The sequence below is a fragment of the Novosphingobium sp. SG754 genome, from assembly GCF_013149315.1.
Lineage (GTDB): Bacteria > Pseudomonadota > Alphaproteobacteria > Sphingomonadales > Sphingomonadaceae > Novosphingobium > Novosphingobium capsulatum.
The window spans coordinates 19,869-45,364 of the sequence record NZ_JABGCC010000015.1; the positions used below are offsets into that span (position 1 = coordinate 19,869).

Annotated in this window: 26 protein-coding genes and 1 pseudogene; 13 read left to right on the top strand and 14 right to left on the bottom strand. The window is 60.2% G+C overall.

Annotation, left to right across the window (positions count from 1 at the left end):
- Window positions 1-446: 446 nt before the first annotated feature.
- On the bottom strand, window positions 447-3,716 hold the full coding sequence (locus tag FHW97_RS20755) for an RHS repeat-associated core domain-containing protein (RefSeq protein ID WP_171799658.1): 3,270 nt from the start codon (window positions 3,714-3,716) through the stop codon (window positions 447-449).
- Window positions 3,717-4,865: 1,149 nt separating this feature from the next.
- Entirely contained in the window at window positions 4,866-5,126 is a 261-nt protein-coding gene (locus tag FHW97_RS20760; protein WP_231627932.1) for an RHS repeat domain-containing protein, read from the bottom strand.
- Between the two features lie 8 nt (window positions 5,127-5,134).
- Between FHW97_RS20760 and FHW97_RS20765 the strand changes: the two genes are divergently transcribed.
- A complete protein-coding gene (locus FHW97_RS20765) occupies window positions 5,135-5,377 on the top strand; it encodes a hypothetical protein (RefSeq protein ID WP_169042076.1) in 243 nt (80 codons plus the stop codon).
- Here FHW97_RS20765 and FHW97_RS20770 read toward each other — a convergent pair whose 3' ends face one another.
- From FHW97_RS20770 to traA, 4 genes and pseudogenes are all read right to left on the bottom strand, one after another.
- Window positions 5,378-5,578 (bottom strand): hypothetical protein, encoded by a 201-nt coding sequence (locus FHW97_RS20770; RefSeq protein WP_082350301.1) that lies wholly within the window; start codon window positions 5,576-5,578, stop codon window positions 5,378-5,380.
- 69 nt (window positions 5,579-5,647) lie between these two features.
- Window positions 5,648-6,463 (bottom strand): annotated as a pseudogene (locus FHW97_RS20775) (IS5 family transposase); the annotation flags it as partial.
- A 138-nt stretch (window positions 6,464-6,601) separates the two neighbouring features.
- Window positions 6,602-7,342, bottom strand: a complete 741-nt coding sequence (locus FHW97_RS20780; protein WP_054132783.1) for a DUF6118 family protein — start codon at window positions 7,340-7,342, stop codon at window positions 6,602-6,604.
- Window positions 7,339-10,311: a Ti-type conjugative transfer relaxase TraA gene (traA, locus tag FHW97_RS20785; protein WP_054132784.1), complete on the bottom strand. Its 2,973-nt coding sequence runs from the start codon at window positions 10,309-10,311 to the stop codon at window positions 7,339-7,341. Before traA ends, FHW97_RS20780 begins: the two co-directional genes overlap by 4 nt.
- 604 nt (window positions 10,312-10,915) lie before the next feature.
- On the opposite strand from traA, the gene ltrA reads away from it, so the two are divergent.
- The 6 genes from ltrA to FHW97_RS20815 all read left to right on the top strand — a co-directional run bounded on the left by ltrA (window position 10,916) and on the right by FHW97_RS20815 (window position 15,552).
- Complete coding sequence (ltrA, locus tag FHW97_RS20790; protein WP_211183345.1) at window positions 10,916-12,490, top strand: group II intron reverse transcriptase/maturase; 1,575 nt, start codon at window positions 10,916-10,918, stop codon at window positions 12,488-12,490.
- Window positions 12,491-12,792: 302 nt separating this feature from the next.
- Entirely contained in the window at window positions 12,793-13,125 is a 333-nt protein-coding gene (locus FHW97_RS20795; protein ID WP_054132785.1) for a conjugal transfer protein TraD, read from the top strand.
- Window positions 13,126-13,141: 16 nt separating this feature from the next.
- A complete protein-coding gene (locus tag FHW97_RS20800) occupies window positions 13,142-13,357 on the top strand; it encodes a conjugal transfer protein TraD (protein ID WP_054132786.1) in 216 nt (71 codons plus the stop codon).
- A 75-nt stretch (window positions 13,358-13,432) separates the two neighbouring features.
- Entirely contained in the window at window positions 13,433-13,600 is a 168-nt protein-coding gene (locus FHW97_RS20805) for a hypothetical protein (RefSeq protein WP_169042295.1), read from the top strand.
- 873 nt (window positions 13,601-14,473) lie between these two features.
- A complete protein-coding gene (locus tag FHW97_RS20810) occupies window positions 14,474-15,058 on the top strand; it encodes a hypothetical protein (RefSeq protein WP_054132787.1) in 585 nt (194 codons plus the stop codon).
- Window positions 15,059-15,342: 284 nt separating this feature from the next.
- Entirely contained in the window at window positions 15,343-15,552 is a 210-nt protein-coding gene (locus tag FHW97_RS20815; RefSeq protein ID WP_054132788.1) for an AlpA family transcriptional regulator, read from the top strand.
- A gap of 54 nt (window positions 15,553-15,606) precedes the next feature.
- On the opposite strand, the gene FHW97_RS20820 is transcribed toward FHW97_RS20815, so the two are convergent.
- Entirely contained in the window at window positions 15,607-15,882 is a 276-nt protein-coding gene (locus FHW97_RS20820) for a sigma factor-like helix-turn-helix DNA-binding protein (protein WP_054132789.1), read from the bottom strand.
- Window positions 15,879-16,775 (bottom strand): ArdC family protein, encoded by an 897-nt coding sequence (locus FHW97_RS20825; protein WP_054132803.1) that lies wholly within the window; start codon window positions 16,773-16,775, stop codon window positions 15,879-15,881. Before FHW97_RS20825 ends, FHW97_RS20820 begins: the two co-directional genes overlap by 4 nt.
- 578 nt (window positions 16,776-17,353) lie before the next feature.
- On the opposite strand from FHW97_RS20825, the gene FHW97_RS20830 reads away from it, so the two are divergent.
- Window positions 17,354-17,563, top strand: a complete 210-nt coding sequence (locus FHW97_RS20830; protein WP_054132790.1) for an AlpA family transcriptional regulator — start codon at window positions 17,354-17,356, stop codon at window positions 17,561-17,563.
- Window positions 17,564-17,867: 304 nt separating this feature from the next.
- Here the strand turns inward: FHW97_RS20830 and FHW97_RS20835 are convergent, their stop codons facing one another.
- From FHW97_RS20835 to FHW97_RS20860, 6 genes are all read right to left on the bottom strand, one after another.
- Window positions 17,868-18,500 (bottom strand): tyrosine-type recombinase/integrase, encoded by a 633-nt coding sequence (locus FHW97_RS20835; protein WP_054132791.1) that lies wholly within the window; start codon window positions 18,498-18,500, stop codon window positions 17,868-17,870.
- A 178-nt stretch (window positions 18,501-18,678) separates the two neighbouring features.
- A complete protein-coding gene (locus FHW97_RS20840; protein WP_054132792.1) occupies window positions 18,679-19,836 on the bottom strand; it encodes a PHB depolymerase family esterase in 1,158 nt (385 codons plus the stop codon).
- A gap of 286 nt (window positions 19,837-20,122) precedes the next feature.
- The gene (locus tag FHW97_RS20845) at window positions 20,123-21,148 is read right to left on the bottom strand and encodes a sensor histidine kinase (RefSeq protein ID WP_171793583.1); all 1,026 of its coding nucleotides are present in this window, start codon (window positions 21,146-21,148) and stop codon (window positions 20,123-20,125) included.
- A gap of 195 nt (window positions 21,149-21,343) precedes the next feature.
- Window positions 21,344-21,730 carry a PRC-barrel domain-containing protein gene (locus FHW97_RS20850; RefSeq protein ID WP_169042211.1) on the bottom strand — a complete coding sequence of 129 codons (387 nt, stop codon included), beginning with the start codon at window positions 21,728-21,730 and terminating at the stop codon, window positions 21,344-21,346.
- Between the two features lie 69 nt (window positions 21,731-21,799).
- Window positions 21,800-22,246, bottom strand: a complete 447-nt coding sequence (locus tag FHW97_RS20855; protein ID WP_022674602.1) for a PA2169 family four-helix-bundle protein — start codon at window positions 22,244-22,246, stop codon at window positions 21,800-21,802.
- Window positions 22,247-22,310: 64 nt separating this feature from the next.
- Window positions 22,311-22,895: a DUF4142 domain-containing protein gene (locus FHW97_RS20860; RefSeq protein ID WP_054132794.1), complete on the bottom strand. Its 585-nt coding sequence runs from the start codon at window positions 22,893-22,895 to the stop codon at window positions 22,311-22,313.
- 331 nt (window positions 22,896-23,226) lie between these two features.
- On the opposite strand from FHW97_RS20860, the gene FHW97_RS20865 reads away from it, so the two are divergent.
- From FHW97_RS20865 to FHW97_RS20885, 5 genes are all read left to right on the top strand, one after another.
- Entirely contained in the window at window positions 23,227-23,484 is a 258-nt protein-coding gene (locus FHW97_RS20865) for a GlsB/YeaQ/YmgE family stress response membrane protein (RefSeq protein WP_028657400.1), read from the top strand.
- A 52-nt stretch (window positions 23,485-23,536) separates the two neighbouring features.
- Entirely contained in the window at window positions 23,537-24,397 is an 861-nt protein-coding gene (locus tag FHW97_RS20870; RefSeq protein ID WP_054132795.1) for a transglutaminase family protein, read from the top strand.
- Window positions 24,398-24,624: 227 nt separating this feature from the next.
- Entirely contained in the window at window positions 24,625-24,936 is a 312-nt protein-coding gene (locus FHW97_RS20875; RefSeq protein ID WP_022674598.1) for a hypothetical protein, read from the top strand.
- The gene (locus FHW97_RS20880) at window positions 24,933-25,094 is read left to right on the top strand and encodes a hypothetical protein (protein WP_156306778.1); all 162 of its coding nucleotides are present in this window, start codon (window positions 24,933-24,935) and stop codon (window positions 25,092-25,094) included. Before FHW97_RS20875 ends, FHW97_RS20880 begins: the two co-directional genes overlap by 4 nt.
- Before the next feature lie 2 nt (window positions 25,095-25,096).
- Entirely contained in the window at window positions 25,097-25,402 is a 306-nt protein-coding gene (locus FHW97_RS20885; protein WP_148291587.1) for a hypothetical protein, read from the top strand.
- Window positions 25,403-25,496: the final 94 nt, after the last annotated feature.

The window sequence follows — 25,496 nt, forward strand, 5'->3', positions numbered from 1 at the left end:
CCTACAAAGACCGGTTCAGCAGTTATAGAAATCCGGCTGCTGACGCTCCTGCCCCGGATACCCCGCTATCCCCCGCAGATATGACTGGATAATCCTTCGATCAGGCTGCGAGCAGATTTCGAACTTATCGGATCGATTGATTTCGTATATCACGCCAAGGTAATATCTACTATGATCCCCCCGCTTAATTCTATTTATAAGCGCTTCATATGTTTCAGACGGCTGCTTAGAAAACGCACCCTCTATGGTCATCTGGGGATTTGCGCCAGAACGCTCCATTATTTCTTTTTGTAGATCAAGGCGCTTCTCAATAGGGAGCGAGGCCGCATATCGGTCCCATTCGGAATACGGCAATTTCTCGATTTGTCGATAAGCAGGAGAGCCACGATCGCACCCAGCTGAGCAACCTACCATCGCCAAGACAAAAAGCCCATGCTTCCAATTTCTTAGAATGGACATGTCTTGTCCAATCCCGCAGCCTTGTAGGCATTGTAAGCGTCTTGGGCGAACTTATCCGCCGCCTGCTCAAACGGCGACGCATCATGGCTGCCAAAAGCAGCATAGGCGAAGGCTTGGTTGAAGGTGCTATAACCTCGAGCACCTTGGCTAGTATGCTGAATTTCGTGGAATTTATGAATCTCAGCCGCTCGGTCCGTTCTTCCAAATATATCTCCTACGAGATATACGTCATTTCCAATAGTAACTGAGTTCTCGGTCAACTCGAAGGGTGATCCCCGGTGTAGCGTGATGTCAGCCGGATTACTTTTAATCCTTCCCCTCAAAAAATCCTGAAGGCACGGTGGCAAACTTTTTTCATCTCGACGCCTGCTTACCACAATAGTTGACCCATTGCTTGATTCAGATTTTTTATCGCCACCTCCTTGTGTTACGGTATCAGTCCTATCATCTACATGTACGCATTCTTTTTCATTGTTGAATTTCGCATCAGAACCCGCCAAAGACGCTCCATATTTACGATACCAGCAAAAATCAAACATTCCGCTAGGATCTGTACCATTAACCGGATCTCCGCCGACGTAGTTATACCAGTTGATCCCATCGTTATATCCGATGGGATCGGTTTGCATGAAGCGACCGAGGCTGGGGGAGTACCAGCGGGCCTTGTAGTAAGCGAGACCAACCTCAGGGAACCAAGCCTGGCCGGTATACTGGAAGCGGCCGATGTTGTTGGCACGCGGAATGCCGAACTCGTCATAGGCATTGGTGCCCAGGACGTTGCCCGAGCCATCGGTCACGGCAATGATCGAGCCGCGCTCGTCGGCCTGTAGGAAGCGCCGATCGGTCAGGCCCGAGCCTTCGTACCACACCACCGGCTCATCCGTGCCAGGGCCTGGCACATAGCGGCGCAGCGTCGCTCCTGAAGAACCCGATACTTCCGCCAGAATGGCTGTGCCATCATAGACAAACCGCGTCGAGGCGGGAGCGTTATATTCGATCAGGCGCCCCGCCCCGTCATAGCGCATCGTCGCGGAGGGACCGGAGGTCATCTCGTTGAGCTTATCGTAGCCGTAGCTTGAGTTGCCCGAAGAGGTCAGGTTCCCACGACCATCGTAGCCAAACGCGACCCCGCCCGCGGCAGTGTACTGGTTCAGCCCGTTGGTCGTATAGGCGCGACTGGTGTTCACGGCTCCGGTCCAAGCGTAGGCATCATTGCTGCGAACGAGGCTAGTAATTTGCGAAGCAGGATTGTAGCCGATCGCAGTCCCGGTCCCGCCCACAGCACCAATGAGATTATCGTAGGCCGTCCCGCCCAGGTCAAGCTTCAGGCCGGCAAGGCGGCTGACACTATCATAGGCATATGTGCGCGTCGTACCGTTGCCATAGGTGACGGAACTGCGGCGTCCCAATGTGTCGTAGCTATAGGACGCCAGGACGCCCACGCCCGAGGTGGCACCATTCTCGCGGATTGCGGTGACATTGCCGGCGAGATCGTAGTCGTATGTGACATAGTTGGTATCGCCCCAGGTCAGGCGAGTCCGGTTGCCGGCAACGTCATAGAGATAGCTGACCGACCCGAATGGCTGCGTCTCGCTGCTCAGGCGGCCCAGGCCATCGTAAGCATAGGACAAATTGACCCCGTCGCCAGGACGCTGCACATTTGTCACTTGGCCCAGCAGATTATAGCTGAAGTTTACCGCGTTTTCGCCGTTCGGCGTGCGCGAGGCCATGCGCCCGAGGTTGTCGTAGGTGAAGGTGATTGTATTGCCGTCGCGCAAGCGACGCTGGGTCACGTTGGAATTGGCATCGTAGGTCAACTGCTCGTAGTCGGTCGTCGAGCTTGAGGCAGCGCCCTGCGTCGGAGAAGGGTAGCGCGTCTGCGACAGGCGATCGAAGCCATCATACACGTAGGTCGTCAGATTGTTCTGACCATCCTTCACCGACGCCAGTTTGCCGTTAGCCGTGTAGGTATTGGTCTGGGTGGTGGATTGGGCAGAAGTGCCCACACCTTCCGTGACCGCCAAAACTCTGCCTATCGCATCCAAATCCTGCCTGGTCACCCGATCCGCCCCGCTAACTCCGGTCGTCTGGCTCGGCGCGCAACTCGATGCGGCAGAACCTGGGATGGCAGACAGATTCATGTATTGAATGGCACAGTACGGTCTGCCCAAGGTGTCATAGAGCTGATCGTTGACAGCATAGGTTGTGCCACCAGCAACAACAGTCGAACGCACCGGACGGTCGTAAGCGTCCAGAGTCACATCTGTATGATAACTTTCGCTGAAATTGCTCAAGTCGATCGCTTGGCTGGGCACCGTTCCGATTGCGGTCTGAACCAAAGTACCATTGGCATTATACGTGTATTTCACCGCCACCGGTTGGCGCGTACCAGAGCCATCGGGATCAGGACCAATCACACCAGTCACACGGCGATCAGCATCGTAGAATGCATAGGAGATCTGACCTGCAAGCGGGCCTGTTGCTGAAATGACGTTGCCGACGTTGTCATAGGCAAAGGTCGTGGTAGCGCTGATCGACCCGTCCCCGGTCGCGACGGTTCGCGAGATCGGCAATAGGTTGTTAGCCACACCAGTGGTCTGGGGGCCGTAGTTGATCGTCGTCCGAATCTCGTCGGCGCTATTGGCGCAAGTGGCGCTTCCCGAAAGCGAGAAAGGTCCCACCCCCGCTGTCCCGGTCAATGCTGTCCCAGCTTGCGTACGGCACGAAGAAATAGACGTCAGCATGTAGACATTCTGTCCGGACGCCACAATCGAGCCGGAGCTGTTCTTGAAATAGGCCTGCATCGTCGTATAATTATAGCGCGTCTGTGGACGCACACCATTAGCATCAGCCGGCCCCGTAACCGATGTCACCAATCCTGTCGAACTATCGTAAGTATAATCGGTTTCGTTTCCTTTGGCGTCCTTCGTCCAATTTGGCTTATCGCACAGCACTCTTGAAGAACAGCTCGACAGATATCCAGATGATTGCACGATGTCCGACAGACCCGATGCCACCTTTGCAACACTCCGCTGCTCGGTCACATTCCCGTTGGCGTCATAAGAATATTTCGTATACCCCGACGTTGGCGAACCAGATGTGATCACGCCTTCGGGAGGAACAACATAAGCCAACAACCCGGAAGAATTGTATTGGTAGGTATTTTTCTGATTCAGTGCATTCTGGAATGTCTGCAATGCGCCCGACGGAATGTCGGCCGTAGCTGTATATTGCGTTGCCCCAGATGCAGATCGCACGCTTGAAAGTGTCGATCCACTAGCGGAAAAAGCGTACGTATAGTTTACGCCATTTTTTGAAAGTCCAGTAACTCTACCGCTAGAGTCATAAGACAATGCAACGGTGTTTGTTGCGTTTGAGCCAATTTGTATAGACGCAACTTTCTGACCAGATGCGTCGCTCTTAATTGTTTCTACACGCCCGGACGGGGTGGTTAAAATCTCTGTATAGACACCAGATGACTGAGTAACATTGTAACTAGCGTAAGGCCAATTTTGCGTAAAAGCAACACAAGATCCACTGGATGAACATGAATCAATTGTATTATTTACGCCATATACTGACGATATGGAAGACCATGATATTTGGCTAGCCCCAGACACTGACAGAGTATTAGTTGCGTATCCAAATTTTAAAGAATAACCTGTAGACTTTGCAACAAGTGACAACCTGATAAAGTTATAGCTATTCGTCACAGTTCCAGCCGCAGACCTGACTGACTGCGTCGTGTAATATAGCGCTTCCGTCGTACCGTCAGCACGAGTAACCTTAGTGCAATATGCAACGTAAGGCCCAACTGGATCATAAAGATTGCGCTGAACCACACTTGTTGTCGGTGGAATTGGAATATCAACGCCAGTAAAAGCTTGGCTAAAGTTGTATATATCACCGTTATCATCGGTATATACAAGTGCAGTTGTGAAAATCCCGCCGCCACCGTCAACATTTACATATTTACCCGTAGAACTATTATATGAAAAATTTATAGTTCTACTGCCAATAATTACCTGGACATTCCCGCCAAGTGTGCCGGTAACAGCGATTGTATAGTTATGAATCCAATATCGATTTCCAGTAATAGTCCTTATATGCTCAAGGCCATTTTGGGAGCCGCCGATAGACAGGACTTTCTCCGAAATTACCGGCAAGCCACTTGAGTAGCTTATACTATTATCATCTGAGTCTAGATTTTTTGGCAAGCCAACAGCAACTTGTGCAAGTGCAGATGGCACGTAGAAGCCTATTGCCGTCGTTATCAGAAGCGTTTTATGAACTGCCTTGACCGCAGATCTACCTTTTCCCGAAAAATTGCGCACGTTTACCAAATTATTCATACCACGCCACCCTCATAAATTTACTAATGGCTTCATACTTATGCGAATAAGCCATTAGCTACCGGTAGTGGTGACGTTTACGCGGTTGTCGGCCTTGTCAGGATTGTAAGATGTATTGAGGCCGTTATTGACTGAGCCAGCGTGGGTAACTTGGACCAACCGGCCGAGAGCATCATACGTGTAGGCGACGGTCTCCGTGGCATGCGCCGGTTTGGCCACAACCAATGCGAAAGCTGCAGCATGCAAAAACGACTTCATCGCCCCACCCCTCCAGTTCGCCGGAAATGTTTCCGGATGATTGCTGTTGGTTTCCATGTTTTGACATGGGAGTCAATCTGGAGTCTTCAAAACTATCCTGTAATCAGCACGTTGAGGGTGATGGCCAGCTGCTTGAAAGATTGCTGGGCGCGGGACTTCCGCATCCAGCAGAGGCGCTGCCTCTACAGTTCGTAAAAGCCTTCAATGGAAACCTGCTGCCGCCAATTGCCGTAACGCCGACGACTTTGTCGACATCGTCAAGGGCGTCAAGCGGCACCCAAAACTGGTTTTATATCAGGGCGCATTGATCAGAACCCGTGGGTCCTTTGACGCAATCTGAGGGGCACGATGCGCCGCAGGTGCTCGAAGAGCTTGTTCCAGGCGAAGCGACTGTAGACGACGATGTCATCGTATAATTTGAAATTTTGGTTCGACAGCCAGTTGTTGCGCACGAACTGCCAGACAATCTCCACTGGATTGAGGTAGGGGCACTTCGGTTGCAGCAGCATCAGCCTAATCTTAGGCGCACGACATGGAAAGCGATTCCGGCAAGATGCATGTTCATCGCGCCGTGCCCAGCAATATGTTGCTGTTCTGTGGCTGAGCATGTGGGTGTAAGCGATGATGGCCCATGCGGTTGAAGAAGCGATGGTGGTTTCCCAATTCTTGGTCAGGCCGCAGCAGCGGCAGAGCCATGCAAAGGTCCGCTCGACCAAACACCGGCGGGGCAGGATAGCGAAGCCTTTGCGCGTCCTAGCGCTTGATGATCTGGATTGGTCAGTCGCCCATGGGCTCCAGCGCCGTCTTCAGCTTGTCCCCGGCGCATCACCACCACGACACGTTCGATGACGGGAAGCGACCAGGCACCGCCTTAAGCACATCGACAGCCCCGTCACGATCCTGAATATCAGCCGTTTGGACCAGAACGGAAATCAGGAATCCAGAGGTGTCGGTGAGGATGTGAAGCTTGCAGCCGTTGATTTTTTACCCGCATCATAGCCGCTATGTCCCCCGGAATAGGTGGTTTTGACAATCTGACTGTCGATCACCCCCGCGCTGCGCGAGGGCTCGCGACCACCGGTCTCGAGCAGGCTCATGACCGACAGCGTGTTGATGGTCTCGAACAGACCGGCGTTGCGCCAGGCGTAAAAATACCGCCCGACCGTCGAAACCGGCGCGTAGCATTTGGGCAGCAAACGCCACGCGGAACCGGCTGACGCCAGATAGACCAACGCATTGACCACATGGCGCATGTCCGTCGTGCGGCGGCGACCGTCCGTCCTGGCCGGCGGGATAGAGGGCGCCAGCAAATCCCATTCCCGATCCTTCATGTCGGATGAATAACGCAGCGCTTTCCGGCTATGGTCTTCCCCAGCCGTATCAGTCCATGCCATGATCCAGGCCATCTCTTTGAAAAGATAACTAGATTATAAAATAAGCGTATTGCTTAGCAAATTTCGGATCGAGGTCTCAGTCGGACCCTATCAAATTTCAGCCATAATTAGGCTAAGGAAGCCACGAAGTGTGCTCCGTCACCGGGCATAACCGACCTTGGGCTGGCTTATGGGGATCACTACCGAGATCGAGCAGCTCACGCCCTTTCGCACCTTCGCTGCACGCTTCTTGCAATCCTCCAACGCTTTGGCATTGCTCGCCCAAACGCTAGCGGCTTCCCGCAAGGCCTGCCACCGCTGCGGATCGGACACCTGCAACATCCGCTCCCCAGCTGCCCAGCCATCACGCTGGAGAAGGCTGGCCGCACGCTCCTCCGGCCAGTGCCAGCTTTCAGGTACCGCTTTGTCGATGAAATCCGGAACAACCCAGCCCAGCAAGAAGCCGGCGATCACACCTGCTGCCGCTGCGATACCCAGCCAGCGCAGTTGCTGAAGCCCCCTCAGGATGGATTGCACGATCTTGTTGATCGTGAGGACGGTGCGATCCAGGTCAATCCGCGCAGCGCCGAAGTGCTGTCGTTCAACCTCACTGGCTTTGGCCGTCGCGTGATGGATCTGGCCGGCAATGGCCTCCGGCGTCAGTTGCAGCGCGGGCCTGCTGGCCAGCGTCTTGATAGCGTGGTTTGCTGCGTCCTGGCGCGCATGGATACGAGCCAGGTCCTCGGTGTAGTCCCGGCTGTGCAGTTCCTGCTGCCGCGCCGCAAAGCCTTCGACAGCGGCGATGAGAACGGCCAGCTTGTGCGTCATCGCCTCGAAGGCCACTTCGGGGCGGTCGAGGTCGGCCTGGGAGTTTGTGCGAGTGGCGGCAGCGTCAGTCACAGGCCCAGCCCCCGGTCACGCCCACGCTCAAGCGAATGGGTCAGTTGCTGGGCGATGGACCTGGTTCTGGCCGCTTCGGTAATGTCATGGCCACTGACGCCCGGCGACCATTCCCGCGACCACTGTTTGCCGATCAGCTGGCTGCCGCGCTTGCTGAGTGCATTGCCCAGTTCGTGGTCCTTCTCCAAGCCCTTGGCCATGGCGCGCATCTGGCCTTCCACCTGCTGGCGTGCCTCACGGTTGCTGGAGCCGCTGAGACTGCCACGCTGGGCCTGCAACTGCTGCCAGGACTCGACGAAGCGGTCGGCGCGCAGTTCGGGATTGGCGCGGATTTCGGCTTCGAGTTTCATAGCACGGATGGCACTGCCGATGCGGCCGGCGGCGGCCTCAGCCATGAGGCCAGGATTGCGCTGGAACGCGGTGTCGAGATCGCGCGCGCTGCCGCCAGGCAGCGCATCGAGCGCCTGAGCCGCACGGGCCTGCGCGGCCTTCTGGTATTCGAGCGCGGGGAGCTGCTGTCCGGTCATGCGGTCGATCTCCGCCGTGGCGCGGGCATAGCGCTCGACCGCCTGGTCGAGGCTGGGCCTGGTCTGGATGTGATGCGCTGCTGCCAGAGCGGGCTTGGTGTGTTCGTGGGTCGCCTGCTGGTCCTGGACCGACGGTCTGGCAAAGCTGGGCACGCTGAGCCGCAGCCCAGCAAAGCGTCCCTGCTTGCGTTCAGTTTGTTCTGTGCCGGCTGGTCGCTGTAAGGCCGGCTCGGCTTTGCGGTCCTGTTCCTGGCCAGTGTAGTCGCGCGCCATGTCCTTGGACCGGTCCCGCGACATGCGCTCGGCCAGCCGCTCACGGTCAGCATAGTCAGCCTTGGCGTAATGCAGCTCGACATGATCACGATGCCGTGAGAGCGCGACATAGGCGCCATGGCGATCGAGCCCTGGCGTTGCCAGAACATGGACCCGGTCGAGCGTGGCGCCTTGCGACTTGTGCACCGTGGCGGCGTAGCCGTGGGTGAGGTCGGCATAGTCCTTGTGGTCAAACGCCACAGTGCGGCCATCGTCGAGCCGCACGGCCATGCCGGTGCGATCAACCCGCTCGATGGTGCCCAACATACCATTCTTCACACCCAGTTCGCGTTCGTTGCGCAGGAACATGATGCGGTCCTGGTCGGCAAACAAGCGGGTGCCGCGGTTGGTCTCGACCGCCACATCGGCACCCAGTGTGCCATGATCGCGCAGGCGATCCCGGGCCTGCGCATTCAGTTCATCGCATTCTGCATTGGTGTGGGTGAGAATAAGCCGGCTGGCCTCGGGATGGGCCTGCCGATCGGCATCCCAGCGCGCGATCAAGGCATCGCGTGCCGATTCGCGGGTGGGTGATTCGACCACCAGCCCAGCGGCATGATAGGCCTTGATGGCCTCGCCAGTCCTTCCCGTGGCCAAGTGCCGCGTGGCCTCGCGCTGCCATTCCTCGGCCTGCCGGCGCACTTCGGTAATCTCGACGGCGCCATACTGCTCGGCCATGCTGCGGAAGGCAGCGCCCGCTTCAATCGCCTGGAGCTGCTGCGGATCACCAACCAGCACGACCTTGGCGCCTTGCTTCTCCGCTTCGCTGATCACGCGTTCCATCTGGCGCGTGCCGATCATCCCGGCCTCGTCGATCACGAGAATGGAATTGGGCCTCAGGGTCTCGCGTCCCTGCGCCCATTGATGCTCGAGACTGGCGATCGTGCGCGAGGCAATGCCCGAGCCGTTTTCCAGGTTCTCGGCGGCAATGCCGGACAGGGCAATGCCGCGCACCTCGTAGCCGGCTTTCTCCCAGGCCTCGCGCGCCACGCCAAGCATCGCGCTCTTGCCAGTGCCGGCATAGCCGATGACGCTGGCAAGACCCCCACGCCTGGTGACATGCTCGAGCGCATGGCGCTGCTCGACCGACAGCACCAGGCCACGCGCTTCGGCGCGGTCCAGCGCGGCGGCGAGATGGCGGTCAGGGACGGCATGATGCCACTGCGCGTCGAGCTTGGCCGTCGCACGTTCCAACCGCTGTTCGGTATCGAGCATGGCGCGCGAGGTGAAGCGCTCCTCGCCGCGTCCGTCAGGACCCAGTCGGACAAGATCGGGCGAGCCTCGCACCGCCGCCAGCACGGCGTCGAACTGGTCCTTCCCCTCGCTGTGGCGGTGCACGAAGGTGGCAAGGTCTCGTGCCGTGAATGTCGCCTGCTGGTGGGTGATGGCATCGAGCGCGATGCCGGGGTTTTCGAAGATCTTCTCGCCATTGCTCCGGGCGATGGCAAAATGCTCTTCCAGCCGCTCGCGGACCAGGCCTTCCTGCGCCATGCGCGCCGCGGCCGGACCGATCTTGTTCTGAGGCTCCAGGTCAATGCCCTGGGCCTCCAGACTGCGATGATCGATCCGCGCGTCGATATCGAGCTGGGCCAGCCGGCCATTAACGTGCTCGGCCCAGGCTTCGCGCCAGTGGGTGAGCAGCTCGGTCTTGTTCCACTCGCGCACTTTGGCGCCGAAGCCATCCGATCCAACTTCGCGCATGCTCAGCATCACATGGGCATGGGGCTTCGCGAGGCCGTCGGGTCCGACATCCCAGTGCACATTGAGATCGGCAACCATGCCCCGGCCGACGAATTCCTTTTGCACAAAGTCCCGCGCCAGTGCGATGCCATCGGCCTGGCTCATCTCACGCGGAATGGCGAACTCGATCTCGCGGGCCAGTTGCGCGTCCTTGCGCACCTCCACCGCTTCGACCTCGTTCCACAGCTTCTCCCGGTTGCGCCATTCTTCCGGCGCGCCTTCGGGCAACATGACTTCGCTGTGTACGACGCCGGTCTTGTTGGAGAAATCGTGGTGCCGGTCGAGCCGCTGATCATAGAGCCGATCGGCCGAGCGATAGGCAGCGGCGGCCACGGCGCTCGAGCCGGCACCGCGAGAAATGACTTTGGCCGAGAAGTGGTAGATCGCCATGGCGACGCACCGTGCGTCAGGTTCTGACGTTGAAAGAAAGGAGGTTCTTCAACTTCATGCTCCTGATGATCTCGTGGGGTGAGATGCCCCGCGCGTCATGTGACGCAGCACGCGACGACAAGCAGATGGGTGAGGTGAACCGGGTGCTTCCGGGGAGCCATAAATCAGCAGAACCCGTCAAAGCCGGACGGGCGGGAACTTCCGATCCCGTGAGCGGTCCGGCCAGCGAGCTTGCCATGGCAAGGGCAACCGAACCGATGGCGGACGCCTCGTCAGAATATGGAACTCGCCGACTCGGAAGTGGGCGGGTCGGTCGGCGGCGCAAGCCGCTGACCGGTGAAGCGTTGGTCCGCAGTGGTCGAATGTGGACTGGAGGCACGCGGCTCGCCGCGCGCCAGCCCCGGCATGGGTTTGCGTGGTGCCGGGGCCGGATTTCACACGGGGTATAGTCGGTGCCTACAGCAAGCGAGAGATCATTGGGGGAACCTGAGAACCTTGTCATCACTTCCGGCGCTTTCGGACGCCGGATGGCTGAAGCGACCAGCGACCGTGGTGAAGAGGGGCGGAGCCTTCGTAGTAGTCTGAGGACGGGAAAGCCGTTTACATGGCGAAGGAAGGCAGTGGATACGGCATGCAAGCAGGAGGCGGGCATATGCCCGGCGCGGTGAATACCGCGTTCGTCCTCGACATGCAGCGCAAGCTGTATCGGTGGAGTAACGAAGACCCACACAGGGTCTTCGACGATCTGTTCAATCTCGTATGCGACCGCAGAACCCTGTCCGAAGCCTGGCAAAAGCTCGCCCGCAATAGCGGCAGCCGGACACCGGGAACGGATGGAATGACGCGGCGCTCGGTCGAGCAGCGCGCCGGTGGCGCCGCAAGGCTCCTCGATGAAATACGCGAGGCGCTGCGCAACGGAACCTATGTCCCGCAACCAGTCAGGCAACGGCTCATCCCAAAGCCCGGCAAACCGGGGCAGTTCCGGCCACTCGGCATACCCACGCTGATCGATCGTGTGGTGCAAATGGCTTTGAAGCTGATTCTGGAACCCGTCTTCGAGGCGGACTTCTATCCGACCTCCTACGGGTTCCGGAGGGGACGCAGCACCCATGATGCTCTGGAACGCATCCAGAAATGTCTTCATCCGTCGAGCCGTGGATCCTCCGTCTACCGGTTCGTCGTCGAGGGCGACATCAAGGGCTGCTTCACCGCAATCGACCACCACGTCATGATGGGGCGCGTGCGACGGCGCATCAGCGACCGCAAGGTGCTGAGGCTGATCCACGCATTCCTGAAAGCGGGCATCATGGTCGAAGGGACTCTTCGTCATCCCGTCACCGGCTCGCCGCAAGGCGGGATCATCTCGCCGATGCTGTCGAACATTTATCTGACGGCACTCGACGAGCGGTACGGACGATGGTCCATCCATCCTCGTGAACCGGGTAAGCGGGCGGCGGCCCGCCGGCTGCTCGATCGCAAGAAGGGCAAGCCGACCTACTATCTGGTCAGATACGCGGACGACTTCGTCGTTCTCGTGGAAGGCACGCGGGAGGATGCGGAAGCGGAAAAGGCCGCGCTGGCGGAGTTCCTGAAAACGGAGCTTCGCATGGAGCTGTCGATGGAAAAGACCCGGGTCACCGACGTCAGGGAAGGCTTCGACTTCCTCGGCTATCGGGTGGCGCAGACCAAGGCGCTCCGCACAGGGCGTCTGGTCGGCAATCTCTTCATCCCGAAGGGCAAGCTGACCGATCTGCGCCACAGGCTCAAGGTCATGGTGAAGAGCATCCCGACCGGACGCCCCCTCGCCTATGTCGTCGACAAGCTCAACCCTATCCTGCTTGGGTGGCGGAACTACTACCGTTACGCCACACTGGCCTGTCGGGATTTCTCCCGGCTCGATAGATGGATATGGGAGCGCGTAGGGCGTTGGCTTCGGAAGAAGCACCGAAAGACGTCGTGGCGAACGCTGCGACATCGCTTCACCACCAACGCTCGGGGGCAACGGCTGCGATGGGCCGATGGGTCCAAACGGCTGCGCATCCTCCGGGAAGGAGGGACAATGCGATACCCACACCGCAGCATCGAGAAACCGAACGGATGGAATGCGGTCCAGAGGCGCGATCAACGCGAGAGCATGAAGGGCTTCTGGGACGCATTTGGTCGCCTCAATTGGGGTTGACGGCCACCCTCGCGTGTCCAAGCGCGCGAGCATGGAGAGCCGGATGCAGGGAAACTTGCACGTCCGGTTCGGCGAGAGGGATGAAGAGACTCGTCACTGTAAAGTGATGGAGCGCTTCATCCCTACTCTTCAGATACGCCTAAAAGCGCACGTCGGCACGACGTATAAGCGCGCCCTCAAAAGATTTCATCATTCTCGGGACGGCAGAATCCCATGAGGTTTCAGGGAATTGGCATTGATCGTCAAGGCCGATAACTGGGAGGCCGCACGGCGCAACAGACCGCCGTCACAGGACACCAGACATGCGCAAGCCCCGCAACTATGATGAGGACCTCAAAGCTCTCACCGCCAAAGCCAAGCAACTGAAAGCACGCAAGCAGAGCCAACTCGGCGAACTGGTCGAGGCAACTGGCGCCGACGCACTGACCATCGAGGAACTGGCGGGCGCGTTGCTCTCGATCGTCGCCATCTCTGATCCGCAACGACGGGAGGGATGGCGCATACGCGGCGCCGCGTTCTTTTCTGGCGAGCGGACCGAACACACGTCTGGCCAACGCGCTGGCGACAACGCGCAACCAGAAGCGCTGCACGACCAGCGCCCGCCATCGCCTGGCCCTGCAACAGGCGCGCCATGACACAAGGGCGTGGCAGGTGAAGCGGCGAGAGCGCACGCGGCAATTGATCGAACTCGGCGGGCTGATCGCCAAGGCGGGGCTCGTTGAGCTGACCGATGATGATCGCGCCGTCATTCTCGGCCTGTTGATCGAGGCGGCGGCAAAGCTGCGTTCTGACGAGACTGGCACCCAACTCACGCTGTGGCGGCGGCGGGGACAGCGGGCATTTGCCGATGCCGGCGACGAAGTTTGAGCAACCGGCAACACCGCTTCCACCGTCCATCGCCAGCGCATTGCCCCGCGCCAGCCACGCCGTCATGGGGAAGGCATGGACGACAAGACCAAGACCCGCATTCTCGGCGTGATCGAACGCGCACCGCAGTGGCTTCGCAACGATCTGGCCGCCAAGGATCCGGCGGCATGCGCAAGGGCGGAAGAGGCGCTGGCCGCGATGCTCATCGATGCGATTGGAGAAAGTCAGGCGGCGGCCGACTGAACGGCCGCGCCAAGCAAGTAGCCACTTCGTGTCGGCACATCCTATAATGCAGCGGCACGTTGGCGGCAGATAGAAGTGCTGACGCCCGCACGGCTTGCTGAATGTCAGCCAAACGTCAGGCAGGATCCTGCTTGCTCAAATCACCATCCCGTACCGTAACCTTTGGCTGTCTTATAACAGGGGCGCCGAACCGATTCTAATCAACAGACAACACGGCTGTTTGGAGACGTCGTCGTTCGATCGGGCGACAAACGGATTGCTCTCCTAGACTGCTCCGCTGATCTCTTCCCGGTGTCACCACTTCGGAGGAAACCAATTCACAGACGCGCGCTATCTGCTAAAGCTTTTGCTGTACCGGCAGTCACAGGTTACGCGACACGTCTTGTGACTGCCGGTGCAACTGCGGACCGCAGGGCTCCCGTCAATTCGCGGCGAAGATTTCCAATGCGCTGAGCGATGGGGCCGGCGAGACGCGCAGGGCTTGAGAACGTCTGCCCGCCCGCAGCTTTGACAATGGGCTGGCCGGTCGAGAGCTTCCTACTTTCGTCGCCCAAAGCGGACGGAGCAGACCCGCTTTTCCATAATTCACGCAAAAACTTGGCGCGCGGATTGGCGTCTGGTATCGTGGGAACGCGCTGCGCAAAAGGCGGCGCCGGGACTGGTAATCCCGCCAATGGCTCAACTCGGAAAACATGGTTTTCCGGGGTGCCGCCGCGCATGTCCAAACCTTCGGGTTAAAGGCGGCGGCGCATGTCATTGGCATGTTACCAGCTCCGGCGGCTCCCGCGCGCAAACGTGCGGGAGCTCGGGGTCAGTCCGCGTGATGACCTGAGCCCTTCCGCTCCCCGCTTCTGACGCGGACCGGAGGTACATATGGACACGATCGTTCCTGCTACTTCATCCCACCTTGGCGCCCCCGCGCTTGGCGCAGCCATCATCAACTTGCCGAGCGAGAATTCTGAACTCGGTGCGCTGTGGCGGCGTTATGATGCTCAACCCGTCCGGCTCCTACGCACGCGCGAAGGCCGAGCGCTAAGCCTGGACCGTTATCAGCGCGCGGGCGAGTTCATGGGGTCGCTGGCCTCGCCCATGGCCGATGACACTGCCTATCTGTTCTACTCGGCCGGCATCGTCGCGCAGCTGGCGATGTCGTCGCATCTGCTCGACGTGGGTTTCCCAGACGCGTGGTGCGCCAAGTACATCGGCCTCCATGTCGATCGTTCCCTGGCCTACGCCAACGCCACTGGCTTCGGCTACGAGGACACGGACACCCAGCGGCTGATGGATGTGCTCTCGCCCTACTGGAAATGGAACGACCTCAGTCGGGCGCACGGCATCAAGCCTGACACCGGAGGCTTTGCCGCCCGCGAGGTTCGCGACATCATTACCGCGCTGGTGGACCATGTCGCCGAGGTGACCGGGCACGGCCGACGCAAGCAGCGCCGGGCGCCGTCCTGATCGGTCTCGCCGCGCGAGGCTGATTCGCGCGGCAAGATCGGTTGCGAGCAGTAGATCTCGTGATGCCGCTGACCTCGGCGGTTTTGCCAACCGCGCAGCCCCTGCGCGCAAAATTTTTTTGGTGTTCGTGCGAGATCGTGCCGGTGCGCTTCGGTATACCGGGCTGCGTGCTCGCGGCAGATGCCGCATTCCCTGAATTCTCAGGCGCTTGCGCTTTTCCCGTAACGCCCCAATTCTACTCGTGGCCGGCCAATCCAACCCATCAAACTGGAAGGATGTGCCACATGAATACCGCCTCGCCCAATTCGTTCGTGCGTCTGCCCCAGGTGCTCAAGGAAACCGGGCTCTCGCGCGCGACGCTCTATCGCAAGGTCCAGGATGGGACCTTCCCCAAGCAGTCGCGCATTGCCACGCGCTGCGTGGGCTGGCGCCGCAGTGCGCTCGACCAGTGGCTGCAGAACCCGATGTTCTATTCCGTCGACGACTTTACCTGATGGGACCCACACAACGGTGCCGCCCAATGGCTAGCCATCGGGCGGCCTGAATTTTCACCACGGCCACCAGCGCTGCCACCAGTGCCCATAGACCGCGCGGGCCAGGGTGGAGAGGGCCTTGGCCAGTTCGGCCTGCACCGCCTCAACACTTATGCCATGGTACTGGGCCAGCTCGCCATAGCTGGCGCCCTCGAAGCGCACGGCGGCGAAGATCGCCCGCTGGCGCTTGGTCATGCGGCGCAAACCACGCTGGCCCCGCCGCCAGAACGCGCGGGGCGATATGGTCGGCAGGACGGGCGTACCCCATTCGGGCGGGAGGGGCGAGTTCATGGCCGGTCCTCCCCCCAGGCCAGCAGGAAGTCGGCCGCCTTGCTCGCTGCACTGGCCGCGCGGAAGATCGCCTTTTCGTCGGCGCACAGCACTTCGAGCCAGGCACCGATGTAATCGGCGTGCCGCACGGTCGGGACAATGCCCAGCGCCGCACAGGCAAAGGCACTGGCCATTTCCGCCACCATTTCCTCTTTTGCATAGGACGCAGAGCCAAACTTGCCTGTCTGGTCCCGGTCCAGCCGGGACGTGTGGCCTGTCGCATGACCGAGTTCGTGCAGGGCCGTGCGGAACCAGTTGATCGGCTCGAGGAAGGCAGCCTGGGGCGGCACTTGCACCACGTCATGGGTGGGGGAGTAGAAGGCTTCCCCGCCGCCGATGCGGAACGTCACCCCGCTGCCCTGGATCACGCGATCCGCACCAGCAATCGCCAGTTCGGGCGCAATCGGTGCCACCGGGGCAATCATGTCTTCGGGCAGGCCCTCGCACTGGTCGAGGTTGAACACGGTAAAGCGCTTGAGAAAGGCCACGGTGCGCGCTTCGCGGTCTTCGTCCCTGGCCTTGGCGGCTTCCTCACGCGGGGTGAAGCGATCGGCATAGCAGACCACCGTGCCCTTCTCGCCGCGCCGGACATGGCCCCCGGCTGCTTCGGCCTGGCGATAGGTCAGCCAGCGCTGCGAGGAAAAGCCCTGCTCGATCGCAGAGGTCCAGAGAATGAGAACATTTATTCCGGAATAGGTCCGGCCAGAACCGGCATTGTGGGGCAGCGTGCAGGGACAGCGGCTGGCGTCCCATGGCTGCACCCAGGGCAGGCGCCCGGCTTCGAGTTCGGCAATGATCCGGGACGTCACCTCGGCATAGAGGGACTGGCGTTCATTCGCGTTCACGGTGCTCATGATCTTCAAGCTCCTTAAACCGCCATGGCCCGGCGCCGGGGTGGCGAGGGGGCGGCAGGAGCGGACCGACAGCCCCGCATCAGGCGGCGGGGTGCATCCGAAGGAGCGCAACAGCGTGGAGCACCCGGCCCCGCGCAGCGGGCCGGGTTGCACCCCGTCGCGGCGGGGCTACAGGGCCGTGACGCCCCCCGTCACCCTGGAGCCGAGGCAAACACCGCCGCGCGCCCAATAAGCGCGGCGACAACCGGAGGGGAGCTGAAGGCGTACCGACAGGGCCGGCCAGATGGCCGGGCCAAGTGTCAGCGATCGTACCGGCTCTGCCGACGAGACGGCACCGCCGGCTCGGCTGGAACGCAGCGGAAGGAGAGCGCGGTCAGGCCGAGACGGCCTGAGACACAATCTGCACGACCATCAAAATTTCTTTTTCGCAGCCTAGCGTACAATCGGCGGCGCCGGCGCAATCAGGCGTAGATTCAGCGCTTTGGCACCGTTTTCGGCACTCTTGACGCCGACCGTAGACCAGCAAATCTCACAGCGAAGGAGCAAGACAACCAACCACAGCACAGGAAGACCACGCCATGACCGAACAGCCCCCGGACCGCATCCTGCGTCTCAATGCCGTGCTCGATCGCACCGGCCTGACCCGCGCCACCCTCTACCGCAAGATCCAGGCGGGCACGTTTCCCAGACAGGTCCGCATCGCCACGCGCTGCACCGGCTGGCGGGAATCCGCCATCCGAGAATGGATGCGCAATCCCATGTTCTATCGGGTCGACGAGGCCAGGTAGCGGTGCATTCCCAATGCGGCCTCCAACACCGGCGCGCGGCGGTGATCTGCCAAAAGCGGCCCATCGGGAATGCCGGGGATTGAGGACGATCCGGAAGGGCAGGTTACAAAATGCAAACGGCGGAAAGCTGCCGTTCCAACGCCGAAGCGCTGGGGGCAGCACCCGACCAAAGTCGGACTTCCGCAGATCTTCCAGTGATGACGGCTTTTGACCAACTCTGCCGTTCGATAAGCGGCTTGGGAAGGGCAGCAATTTTCCCAAGCGCGTTAAAATGGCCCCTCGCGGGACGCGAGGAGCCATCGAGTCAGATTTCGGTGTTTTCGGCTAAGGTGAGCGCGTCTTCCACGTCGATCCCGAGATAGCGCACCGTATTCTCGATCTTGCTATGACCGAGGAGGATCTTGACGGCGCGAAGGTTGCCGGTTGCCCGGTAGATTATTGATGCCTTCGTCCGGCGAAGTGAGTGCGTGCCGTACTCGTTTCGCATCAGACCGACCCCTGTCACCCATTCATCGACGAGCCGGGCATACTGTCGGGTGCTGAGATGCCCATTATGATCAACCCTGCTCGGAAAGATATAGTCGTCCACCGTGCCGCCCCGCCGCTCAAGCCAGGCCAGTAGACTGGCCCTAGCGTCTGGAAGCAGCTCGAATTGAACAGGCCGACCTGTTTTCTGCTGCATCACGATCGCACGCGTTCGAATTTGTCCGCCGCTGACAAGGTCGCCGATCTTCATCTGCACCAAGTCGCAGCCCCTGAGTTTGCTGTCGATCGCCAGATCGAACAGCGCTCGATCTCGCAAACGGCGGCGCTGATTTAGGTAAAATCGAATCTCCCAAATCTGCTTCGGTTTCAGTGCACGCTTAGCGCCAACGGCCCTTCCGGCATTCCAGACCTGGCGCTTGGTGGCGGTGAGTTCAGTTTCAGGCGATTCCATGATCGTTCTCCGATGGCCACAGTGGCCGCTCGAAGAACGCTTTGGCGCTCGATAAACAGGAAGACCCACGGCGCCTAGCGACCCCCTGAAGCCGTTCCCGTTCCCGCTTGAGTGGATGACCGGCACGAAACCGTCACAGATCCAGTGGGTCATGGCGTGCGTTGAGTTTTGTGAGCCGCTAACGCATGAGCCCGGCTGCCCGAAGTGCATCCTCAATTACTTTGCCCACTCCGCCGATTGCGGGCACGTCGATCAGCGGGCGCGCCGTCGGGACACCGGCACCTGGGGTCTCATTCACCGCGTTCGATCCAAATGTGAGAGCAAGGCTTTGTCTCGTAGGTGCCGCTTCGGCAGGTCTAACATGAACAGCATGCTTATCGCTACCCACTAAACCCCAGAATCGGCAGATGTGTCGTGTGGAGCAAATGCTGGCTTCGAGCATGTAGGCACCGCTCTTGCCGCAGCCGTTCTCGCCCGCTGTGTCGAGCGGCGTACCATGGCCCATGCCGGTGATGCTGTATTCCTCGATTACCTCATGGCCAGTGGCGTTGCACCAGACGCGCCTGGGATATCCATCGACGGCCTCGGTCCGCGCGGGATCGACACCGACCCCATGCAGAGCACGCCACTGGGCTATGATGGCGTCGGCGTTGTTGGGGTTCACCGTTGGGTCCGCGCTGCCATGCCAGATCGAGAGGGTAGGCCATGGACCCGGATGATCGGAGGCGCCGCGAACCAGCGCCGCAAGCTCCGCTTCACGCGGGACGCTGTGCCCGCGCATGCGATCAAAAGCTTGCGGGATCGTGCTCGCGCAGCCGTAGGGCAGGCCGGCGATGATCGCGCCGCCGGCGAACACCTCCGGATAGGTCGCCAGCATGACCGAGGCCATCGCCCCTCCCGCGGAGAGGCCTGTGACGAAGATGCGCGCCGGATCGATCGGGTGGGCACCGGCGACGGCGTCGATCATCTTACGGATCGAAAGCGCCTCGCCGGAACCACGGCGGCTGTCCTCCGGCGAGAACCAGTTGAAACACAGATTCGGGTTGTTACGCCGCTGCTGCTCAGGAAACAGGAGGGCAAAGCCGTACCGATCGGCCATCTCGGACCAGCCCGCCCCCACGTCGTAGCCAGCCGCCGTCTGGGTACAACCATGCATGACGACGACGAGGGCTGCTCCATCGCAGAGAGTTGGCGGTACATAGATATGGGCTTGGAGAGCCCCAGGGTTCGAGCCGAAATTCGGAAGGCTTTCGAGGCGGCCGCGGGGCACTGCACTCATATCGGCCGCATTACGCAGTGAAGCAAGCCGTGCTATAGTGTCGGAGAGTTTGCGCATGACAATCACCTTGGATGAAGATAGCCTGCGAAGGCGTGGTTATGACCATCTTGCCGCACCGCACAATGAATGGGGTGTCAGACCATTGATGCAAGGCACCCAAGTACTTCTTTCAGTCCGGTTGCGAAGAATCGTCCGAGTTTCCGACGCTGACAAGTCGGACCGGCGGTCGACACCCGCGCGGCTTCACCTCCAACCGGGGGACGTCAACGTGTCATCGAACAGGGCCGGCTTGCCGTAGGTGATCTCATGTTGTGCGATCTCAACCTGCGTTGCGAGGGCTGTCTTAGGACGATGGAGATTTTGTATGCGTAACCGAAACGGTCGTCCCTGGGTATCCACCCTCGGTCTCAACGGTCGCATGCAACTGACTGGCCAAAGCTTCGACGATGCTGGTGCCCAGGCCCGGCTTCGCATCGGCCAGCGTCTCGGGCGTGCCAATGCCGTTGTCGCTGACCGACAAGGTCCAGCCGACATCGTGCATGTGATAATCGACGAGAATCCTGCCATCGCGCCCTCCGGGAAACGCATGCTTGAGTGCATTGATGACCAGCTCGGTGACGATCAGCCCCAGGCTGACCGAGATGTCGGCATTCACGCTAGTGCCGTCGGCGGTGACCACGATCAACACCTTGTCATGATCGTGGATCATCGAGGCGCCCAGGCTTTTGCACAACTGGGTCAGATATTCACGCAGTTCTACCTCGCCCAACCTTGATGCCGCGAGTTGCTGCTGCAACGTCGCGATCGACATCACCCGATTGTGCGCATCGTGGAGATGCCCGCGCGCTTCGTCCGATTGCACCCGGCGCGCGCTCTGCATGAGCACGCTCGCAATGATCTGGAGGCTGTTGGCAACGCGGTGCTGAAGCTCCTGGAGCAGGATCGCCTTCTCGCGGAGCAAGTCATCCTTGAGCTTCACGCTGAGCCGGGCTTCGGTGACGTCGGAAATGGTCAGGAGCAGGCGGACATGATCCGCCTCGCCATAGTCGAGCTTCTGGGCGCCCAGAACGAGGCGCCGCGGCGGCGCCTCACCCTTGAGATCCATTTCGTAGGCTTCGATCCTGGCATGGCCCGAGAGGGTAGCGCCGAGCAGCGAACGAAGCTGGGGTACGTTCCACTCCCCCGCGCCGAGCGCAAACACCGACTGCCCGCTGACACGCGACGGATCGAGACCGAAAGCGCGGTAAAAGGATGTGCTTCCGGCGATGACGGTGAAGTCCCCGTCGAGCAACAACGCGGGCGCGGCGGAAGATGTCAGAATCGCCAGCGCGAGGCCGTAAGCGACATCAGGGTGGACGGGCGGATTCATGATGAAGGCCCCCTTTCCGGGGAAACCAGAAAGCCCGCGGTGATGAGGGCTGTATCCGGCAATCGCGAACAGCGCGCTTCTTTGAGGAGCGCATGAACTCGAAACCGCATCATAGCACGATTGCGCGCAAGCCCGGCATCTATTCGACGCCGGGCAGATGTCGCCGTCCCTGAACCCGGACAAGGCCGGTCCGGATCAGCCATTGGTTGCCGGCGCTGTCCCATAATAGTCGATCACGCGCCGACCATAGGTTTCGTCGAACACGGGCGCCGAATCCGGCCGGAAGCTGGGCGCGCCTTCCAGCAGGCGCTTGTCTATGGCCGCCACATATCCGCCCTCCGTCTCGCTGTAGTGAAACGCCGACCAGGGAATGGGGTGATAGCTCTGCCCCAATCCGAGAAATCCCCCGGTGGACACGATGACATAGGCGAGCTGTCCGGTCCGTTCATCCAGAATTAGCTTGGCGATCGTGCCCAGCTTGTCGCCATCGCGGCCCAGGACGGCCTTGCCGCGAATGTCGTCGGCGGAGGTCAGGACAACAGCGCCCACAGGCGCGGCCGGTGCTTCTGCATTGGTGGCCATGGCCTGGCTCCTTTCGGTAATAAAAAGGGGCGGCAAGCCCATGCGGCCGCCGCCCCCGGAAATGCATTCTCAGGCAAGGCTGTGCTTCAAATCGCGCATCTGGTCGTGCCCGGCCTTCACCGACACGAAAGCGTCGCGAATGACGTCACGCGTCGCGGGTTGAAGCTCGGCGTCCTTCGACGCCTTTTCGAACTTCGCCTTGATATGATCCTCGCCGCGTTCGACTTCGTCGATGATCGCCTTGTCGTTCTTGCCGGTGAGGGCCTGCTTGAGGTCCATGAAGCTGCGATGCGCCGCGCCCAGGAGGCTGGAGCTATCCTCCGGCTCTCCACCAAGGTTGCGCACTTCCGCCTGCAGGGTAGCGACGATCTGTCCGCGATCATGGACGAAACTGGTGAACAGCGTCGCAAAGCGCGTGCTCTTCGCGTCTTCGGCGGCGTCCTCGAAGCCTTTCAGGCTGTCGAGGGTCGTGGTGATCAGTCCGTTCAGAACCGAGATGTCATGCTGGTCGTTCATGTCCGTATCCTTTCCGATAGCGTCAGGAGCCGGGAGATCTGCATCTCCCGGCCCGTTGTGACGGTCAGTTTCCCGAGAGCGCCGAAGGCAGCAGCGCGCCGCCCTGCTGCAGCTGCTGCTCGATGATGTGCACGCCATTGCCGGCGACCTGTTTCAACGACTGGTCGGCGCCATCTTCGGCATATCCCTTGTACGTGGCCCAATTGCCCTGCTGAACCTGGGCGGACTGGGTGAGGTACAGGTTGTCGAACGAACTGCGCGGCGTGCCGCGAAGCATTTTGAGCATCGAGGCGCGCTCGGCCGACAAGCGCGTGGTGGGCTTGGCGATCTTGCGCTGATCGTTGTTCAGCGAGGCGAGCAGCGTCTGCTGGGAGGTTTGCGACTCCGAGATGATGCGCTGGGCATAGGCCTTTACATCGCTGCGCTGTGAGCGTGCGAGGCTGAGCCGGCTTGCCGCGATCTGAAACTGGTTGGCATCGGATGCGGCAGCCGAGAAGGCCGGAGCATCAAGGCCATGGACCGGCCCGACGCCTACATTCACGCTGGAATAGCTGCCGGTCATGGCAGGTGTGGCGGACTGGGCGGAGGTGACTGCGGGGACGGCGAGCATCGCCGTGCCGAGCAGGAGGGAGATCATTGTCAGTTTCATGGTAGTGTTCCTTGCAGGCGCAATCCCACCGGTCATGCCGGTAGAAAAGCCACGCCCGCTCTTTGGCAGGAAGCGCACCTTCCAAGATGGACAGGTATCGCTTGGAGCTATCTGACAACGATCAAAAGTGGATATCGTTGCGTCCATCCCTTCAATATTTGCATAAATATCTGCTTACATCTGACAACCGTGACAAATATTAGGATAAATATTTCATATGTTAAATATTTAACGGGTTGTGGAACGATTATATCGGATCGACCGTTCGCATAATTCCGGTTGCGATATGTCGATAAGGCCCGATCGTCTTCTGGATCACAGGAGAATGATTATGGGAATTATCATGTGGCTCATCGTCGGCGGCGTGATCGGCTGGCTCGCCAGCGTGATCATGCGCACGGACGGCCAGCAGGGCATCATCCTCAATATCGTGGTGGGCATCGTCGGCTCCTTCATCGGCGGCCTGATTTTCGCCAAGGGCGACATCAACAACGCGCCGCTCACCGTCACGACGTTCCTGGTCTCGCTCGCCGGGGCCATCGTACTGCTCGCGATCGTCAACCTGATCCGCCGCGGATCGCTACGCTGAGCTTCTCATCCATGGGGCTGTCGCGGCGATGCGGCGCCGGCGTTGAAGTCCTTTGAGCACGCTCACCATCCGGCATCGCACGTCCTATTATTACCGGCAGCCGGTGCAACTTGGTCCCCACCGGCTGATGCTGCGCCCGCGCGAAGGGCATGACATCGACCTTGCGTCCTTCGATCTAGACATCACGCCCGATGCCGGCATTTCCTGGGCGCGTGACGTGGCGGGCAATGCGGTTGCGACGGCGATCTTTCCATCCATCACCGACCGCCTGGTCATCGAAAGCCGGTCGGTTCTCCGCGTCGGCGCGGTGGCGTGGCCGGTGTTCGCCATTTCCGCGTCGGCGATCGCCTATCCGTTTCGATACAGCGACGACGAATGGACGGACCTCGGCAGCCTGGCCGTCATGCAGTATCCGGACGCGAACCACCGGCTGCACGACTGGGCGCAAGGGTTCGTGCGCGGGAACCCGACCGACACGCTGGCCCTGCTCAAGGACCTGAGCGCGGGTGTTCCCAGCTGGATCGCCTATCAGGCGCGAGACGATGAAGGCACCCAGTCCCCCGTGGAGACGCTGAATCGCGGCGGGGGATCCTGCCGCGATTTCGCGGTGCTTTTCGTCGAGGCGGCGCGCAGCCTCGGCTTCGGCGCGCGGATCGTCTCGGGCTATCTCGACAACCGGGCGGAAACCCTCGTCGGCCAGGATGCGGCCGGGTCCACGCACGCCTGGGCGGAGGTCTTTGTACCCGGTGCTGGCTGGATCACCTTCGACCCAACCAACCGCAGCGTTGGTGGTTTCAACCTTGTGCCTGTCGCGACCGGTCGCGCCATGCACCAGATCGCACCGGTCAGCGGCAGCTATGCGGGGCCAGCGAAAATGCTGGACCATATGAGCGTGGAAGTCGAACTGCGCTGACCAGCCATGCGCAGTGGATAAGAGCGTATCTTGCCAAATGGGCTCTCCGCCTATGGTATTTCGCCTTTGCACACCCCATATCGAAGTTACCGCACTCCAAATGCCCAGGGCTCGAATGCGGCCGAGAGACAGTTCGCGCTCCCGCTCGTTGACGGAGACGAACGATGTCCTTTTTATCCAGTAGCATAACGAGTACGGACAGAGCGGAACTTCCACTCAATCTTCCCATGATCCCGCAATCCAGTGGTGCGCAGGGTGACGCCGCGCGATCCCTGCGTGAGGACAATTGGGAGAATGAGGGCGGTCACGTCGCCGGAGCGAAGTTCCCGACCGCAACCCCCGCGCTTTCCGCCAGCGATGTCGAGACGCTCGAAGCTCAGGTTCGTTGCATGGAAAGCAAGCTGGCCAGCGATTTTGCCGATGGGCGGGTAGGGACGCGTTACAACACCTATGCACATCGCTCACGCGTCCTTCGCCAGCAAAAGGCCAAGCTTGAAGCAGCGTGGGCCAGTGTTCAGTCGCAGGAGCAACCAGGATGAACGATCCTTCTGAACTGGAGGGAGCCGCTGCGGCCGAGCAGATGGCTCATTACGAGATCACTCGCGTTCCGGTCGATCAGTATCGTTACAAGGATTATCGCTACTCGAAGCTGAGCGACGCAATTGCTCAGGCCAGACGTGACGGGAAACCCTCCTGATCTTGGCCACCAAGGCATCGAAGCTTTTGAAAGGACGTTCCATGGAGCTTTCATCGACCTTTTGCCGGATGCAGGAGAATGTCCAGCGCGATCGCGCGACCAATGCGGTGTTGGAGAACATCCGCCGCGTGGCCGAGAAAGCGGCCAACGCATGGGGCGCCGTGGCCCTTGCCGCCGAACAACGCGAAGCATGTCGCGAACGAACGCGCATCATTGCGGACATGGCCGCTCTTCAAAATGAGAGGATACCCAGCGAAGAGGACAGGCTGCTCAGCGAAAACCCGGACAGGGGGTTCGAAAGCCGCTAAATTGAGCCACCAAAAATCGGAGGAGATCTATCGCTTGTACGTTAGCATCCTGTGACCGGCGATCACGGCATGCAGGCATGCCGTTCCTGAATAC